The organism is Pseudomonas sp. RW10S2, from assembly GCF_014268985.1.
Lineage (GTDB): Bacteria > Pseudomonadota > Gammaproteobacteria > Pseudomonadales > Pseudomonadaceae > Aquipseudomonas > Aquipseudomonas wayambapalatensis.
Map to the genome: position 1 here is coordinate 1 of NZ_JABWRO010000195.1, position 5,047 is coordinate 5,047.

A 5,047-nucleotide genomic window follows, 5' to 3' on the forward strand; every position below is an offset into this window, starting at 1 on the left:
GCTTGCCCGCGAAAAAATTCAAGGTGATATCAGGCCTTGTTCAGGGCCTGCGCTGCCGCCAGCACCGCATCCACATGCCCGGGCACCTTCACCCCGCGCCATTCCTGGCGCAGCACACCGTCCTTGTCGATCAGGAAGGTGCTGCGGTCCACGCCCAGGTATTCCTTGCCATACAGCTTCTTCAGCTTGATCACGTCGAACAGCTGGCACAGCGCCTCGTCCTTGTCGCTGATCAGCTCGAAGGTGAAGCCTTGCTTGGCCTTGAAGTTCTCGTGGGACTTGAGGCCATCACGCGAGACGCCCAGCACCACGGTGTTGGCAGCCTTGAAAGCTTCGTGCTGGTCACGGAAACCCTGGCCCTGGGTGGTGCAGCCCGGCGTGCTGTCCTTGGGGTAGAAGTACAACACCACCTGCTGGCCCTTGAGCGCGGACAGGCTGATGGTCTGGCCACTGGTGGCCTGGGCCTGGAAGTCGGCAACGGGTTGGTCGATGGCAACGGCCATGGGAGCTCCTTAGACAGGGTTCTGTGGACGCCAGGGTTCGATCAGGGCGTCCAGGTTCAGGGCGTCGGCGAAATCCAGGAACTGGTCGCGCAGCCAGCTGATCTGGGTGCCGGCCGGCAGGATCACGGTGAACTGTGCGTTGAGCATGCTGCTGCCAGTCTGCGGGGCGAGGTAGGTGTCGCAGGTCATCCCGTCGAGCTCGACGCGGTGGTCGAGGAAGAACTGGCACAGCTCGTTGATGATGTCCGGGCGATAGGCGGCGCTGACGTAGGCAACGTAGGGCAGTGCCTGTGGGCGAACCTCCTGCTCGGCGCTGCGCACCACGTCGAGGGTAAGCCCGTGCTTCTTGCCAAGGCCGGGCAGGGTGGTCTCAAGACGGGCCAGGGCATCCCAACTGCCACCGACCTGCAATACCAGGGCGCTGGTTTCGCCGTGGCGCGACAGGCGCGAGGTGACGACCGCACAGCGGTTTTCGAAAGCGGCGCGGCTGAGGACGTTGGCAAGCTCCATGGGATTGGGGCCCAGGGCACTGATGACGAGGAATTGTTCGCGGGGGGCGGTGGACATGCAGCATTCCTAAAGCGATGAGCGGTCGGCGAAGGACGAGAGCAAGCCTCTCTGTCGCCCTTATTCGCAGCCCTGTGGGGCATGACGAAGTACTGGCGTGGAGCACTGTCGACGGCCCGGCGGGCCGCACTGCGCCGATCAAAGAATCAAGGGTAGCGAAAAGCGACGCCGAGGGGAATGCTCCGCCCGCCAGCTTCGCTTGTGCAAGGTCGATGGCGCCAGTACCATTACCGCTCTCTTTTTCCGGCAGGAGCAGTTTCATGATCGCGGGCAGTATGGTGGCATTGGTCACACCCATGGATGCACAAGGGCGTCTGGATTGGGGCAGCCTCGATAAACTTGTAGACTTCCACCTGGAAAAAGGCACCCACGCGATCGTTGCTGTCGGCACCACCGGTGAATCCGCCACCCTGACCGTCGAAGAACACATCCAGGTCATCGAGCGCGTGGTCAAGCGCGTCGCTGGCCGCATCCCGGTCATCGCCGGCACTGGCGCCAACTCCACCGCCGAAGCCGTGCACCTGACCCAGAACGCCAAGAACGCCGGTGCCGACGCCTGCCTGCTGGTGGTGCCGTACTACAACAAGCCGACCCAGGAAGGCCTGTACCAGCACTTCAAGCACATCGCCGAAGCCGTCGACATCCCGCAGATCCTCTACAACGTGCCCGGCCGCACCTCCTGCGACATGCAGGCCGAGACCGTTATCCGCCTGTCCACCGTGCCGAACATCATCGGCATCAAGGAAGCCACCGGCGACCTGGCCCGCGCCAAGGCGATCATCGACGGCGTGAGCAAGGACTTCATCGTCATGTCCGGCGATGACCCGACCGCCGTCGAGCTGATCCTGCTGGGCGGCAAGGGCAACATCTCCGTCACCGCCAACGTCGCCCCGCGCGAAATGGCCGATCTGTGCGAGGCCGCCCTTGAGGGCAATGCCGAGAAGGCCCGCGCGATCAACGAACAACTCATGCCGCTGCACAAAGACCTGTTCTGCGAAGCCAACCCGATCCCTGTGAAGTGGGCGCTGGTGGAAATGGGCCTGATGCACAAGGGCATTCGCCTGCCGCTGACCTGGCTGAGCGAAGGCTGTCACGAAAAAGTCCGTACTGCCTTGCGCCAGTCCGGCGTACTGGTTTAATCGAGGAAGTACACCGCATGAAGCGACTGGCTGGTCTTTCCGCGCTCGCCCTGATCATCTCCAGCACCAGCGGGTGCGGCTGGCTGTGGGGCGAGGATGGCTATTTCCGCGACCGTGGCAGCGATTACCTGCAGGCGCACCCGACTGCGCCGATGCAACTGCCGCCGGACGCCGCCAACGTCAAGCGCCTGGATCCGCTGCTGCCGATCCCGCGCAACGTGGCCGACGACAACGCCACTGGCGAGTTCGAAGTTCCGCGTCCGCAGCCGCTGTCGGCCAGCGCCGACGTCAGCGATTTCACCCTGCAGCGCAGCGGTGCCAACCGTTGGGTGCTGGCCCAGCGCTCGCCGGCCGAAGTCTGGCCGGTCGCGCGGCAGTACTTTGAAGACAATGGTTTCCGCATTGCCGAAGAGCGTCCGCAGACGGGTGAGTTCAACACCACCTGGCAGCGCTTCGATGAGCTGTCTGCCTCGCTCGGCCAGCGCCTGGCCAGCACCTCCAGCAGCCCGGACAGCGAAGTGCGCGTCCGTGTGCGCATGGAGCCCGGCGTGCAGCGCAATACCTCCGAGGTATACGTGGTCAGCGTCGAGCGTCCGGCCGGCAGCACCGCCGAGCCTGGCTTCCCGAGCACGTCGAGCAACACCGGCGTCGATGCGCTGCTGGTCGACGAACTGCTGGCCAGCATGAACCGCAGCGCCGAGAAGGGCGGTTCGGTGTCGCTGCTGGCGGCGCGCGACTTCGATGCCCCGAGTCAGGTCAGCTTGAGCGAGGACGGCAGCGGCAACCCGGTGCTGTTCCTGGGCTCGGACCTGGACCGCGCCTGGTCTGGCGTAGGCCGCGCCCTGGAGCAGGGCGAATGGCGTGTCGAGGACATCAACCGCAGCCTGGGCCTGTACTACATCAACCTGTCCGAGAAACCCGAGGACAAGCAGAACGAGCCGGGCTTCTTCAGCCGCCTGTTCGGCAGCGCGCCGAGCAAGGAAGAGCGTGAAGCACGCGCCGAGCGCTACCAGGTGCGCCTGAGTAAGGTGGGCGAGTCGGTCCAGGTCACCGTCGAGAAGAACATCAACACCGTGGCCCCGGCCGATGTGGCCCTCCGCGTGCTGAGCGCGATCCAGGACCGTCTGGGCTAAGTGCGCTTCGCGGTACTGGGAAGCGGTAGCCAGGGAAATGGCACGCTGATCGCCAGTGACGATACCTTCGTCCTGGTCGATTGCGGCTTCTCCCTGCGCGAGACCGAGCGGCGCCTGGCGCTGCTCGGGGTATCGGCAGCACAACTGAGCGCCGTGCTGGTGACCCACGAACATGCCGACCACGTGCATGGCGTCGGGTTGCTGTCGCGGCGCTACAATGTACCGGTCTACCTCAGCCAAGGGACTTTGCGCGGCATGCGCAAGCCGGTGGAGGTCGCCGGTTTTCTCGGTTGTGGCGACGTACTGGACATTGGCAGCCTGCAGGTCAGTGCCGCGCGGGTCGAGCACGATGCGCTCGAACCCCTGCAATACGTGATCAGTGACGGGCGCCGGCGTTTCGGCATGCTCACCGACCTGGGCAGCTACGATACGTACCTGCTGGAGCGTTACCAGGGCCTCGACGCGTTGCTGATCGAGGCCAATCACTGCCGTGACCTGCTGGCGCGCGGGCACTACCCGTACTTTCTCAAGCAGCGGGTTGGCGGCAGCCAGGGACATCTGAACAACCACCAGGCTGCCAACCTGGTGGCCGAGCTGGGCTGGAAGCACCTGCAACACCTGGTGCTGGCCCACCTCAGCAGCAAGAACAACCTGCCACAACTGGCCCGTCAGTGCTTCGTCGACACCCTGGGGTGCGATCCGGACTGGCTCCAGGTGGCGAATCAGGAACACGGGCTCGACTGGCGCGAAATCGCCTAGCCCAACCACTCAAGCAAGCGGAGCCCATCATGGAAAAACGCGACGAACTCTACCGCGGCAAGGCCAAATCGGTTTACAAGACCGACGACGCCGACCGCTTGATCCTGCTGTTCCGTAACGACACCTCGGCGTTCGACGGCAAGCGCATCGAGCAGCTGGACCGCAAGGGCATGGTCAACAACAAGTTCAACGCCTTCATCATGCAGAAGCTCGAAGAAGCCGGCGTGCCGACCCAGTTCGACAAGCTGCTGGGCGACAACGAGTGCCTGGTCAAGAAGCTGGACATGATCCCGGTCGAGTGCGTCGTGCGTAACTACGCTGCCGGCAGCCTGGTCAAGCGCCTGGGCGTCGAGGAAGGCATCCAGCTGACGCCTTCGACCTTCGAGCTGTTCCTGAAGAACGACGAAAAGGGCGACCCCTTCATCAACGAATCCCACGTTGTCGCGTTCGGCTGGGGTACCGCCGAGCAACTGGCCGAGATGAAGAAGCTGTCGCTGAAGGTCAACGAAGTGCTGAGCAAGCTGTTCGATGACGCTGGCCTGCTGCTGGTCGACTTCAAGCTGGAGTTCGGCGTGTTCCACGGCCAGATCGTCCTGGGCGACGAGTTCAGCCCTGATGGCTGCCGCCTGTGGGACAAGGAAACCCGCAAGAAGATGGACAAGGACCGCTTCCGCCAGGGTCTGGGCGATGTCATCGAAGCCTACGAAGAAGTCGCCAAGCGCCTGGGCGTGCCGCTGTAACCCGCACGCTCACGCAAGCGCCTGATACCACGCGAATTTTTTTCGAAAAAGGTTTGCCAGAAACGAAAACGCTGGTATGATGCGCGCCACTGGAGAGATGCCGGAGTGGTCGAACGGGACGGATTCGAAATCCGTTGTACTGGCAACAGTACCTAGGGTTCAAATCCCTATCTCTCCGCCATACATGAAAAGCCCCCCCCCCCCGC

General features: G+C 63.5%; 6 protein-coding genes and 1 tRNA gene. 5 read left to right on the plus strand and 2 right to left on the minus strand.

Translation table 11 applies throughout. The features are described 5' to 3' along the window. Window positions 1-29: 29 nt before the first annotated feature. Both HU729_RS24795 and HU729_RS24800 read right to left on the minus strand, forming a co-directional pair. The gene (locus HU729_RS24795) at window positions 30-503 is read right to left on the minus strand and encodes a peroxiredoxin (RefSeq protein WP_186667148.1); all 474 of its coding nucleotides are present in this window, start codon (window positions 501-503) and stop codon (window positions 30-32) included. Window positions 504-512: 9 nt separating this feature from the next. After that, window positions 513-1,070: a glycine cleavage system protein R gene (locus HU729_RS24800; RefSeq protein WP_054890967.1), complete on the minus strand. Its 558-nt coding sequence runs from the start codon at window positions 1,068-1,070 to the stop codon at window positions 513-515. A gap of 260 nt (window positions 1,071-1,330) precedes the next feature. Here HU729_RS24800 and dapA point away from each other — a divergent pair, with 260 nt between their 5' ends. The 5 genes from dapA (at window position 1,331) to HU729_RS24825 (ending at window position 5,022) form a co-directional block, all read left to right on the plus strand. Continuing rightward, the gene (gene dapA, locus HU729_RS24805) at window positions 1,331-2,209 is read left to right on the plus strand and encodes a 4-hydroxy-tetrahydrodipicolinate synthase (protein WP_186711854.1); all 879 of its coding nucleotides are present in this window, start codon (window positions 1,331-1,333) and stop codon (window positions 2,207-2,209) included. A gap of 17 nt (window positions 2,210-2,226) precedes the next feature. Further along, entirely contained in the window at window positions 2,227-3,342 is a 1,116-nt protein-coding gene (gene bamC, locus HU729_RS24810) for an outer membrane protein assembly factor BamC (RefSeq protein ID WP_186711855.1), read from the plus strand. Continuing rightward, window positions 3,343-4,101: an MBL fold metallo-hydrolase gene (locus HU729_RS24815; RefSeq protein ID WP_153773364.1), complete on the plus strand. Its 759-nt coding sequence runs from the start codon at window positions 3,343-3,345 to the stop codon at window positions 4,099-4,101. Between the two features lie 29 nt (window positions 4,102-4,130). After that, window positions 4,131-4,841, plus strand: a complete 711-nt coding sequence (gene purC, locus HU729_RS24820; protein WP_186711856.1) for a phosphoribosylaminoimidazolesuccinocarboxamide synthase — start codon at window positions 4,131-4,133, stop codon at window positions 4,839-4,841. 91 nt (window positions 4,842-4,932) lie between these two features. Beyond that, window positions 4,933-5,022: transfer RNA gene (locus tag HU729_RS24825), tRNA-Ser, on the plus strand. Window positions 5,023-5,047 lie beyond the last annotated feature (25 nt).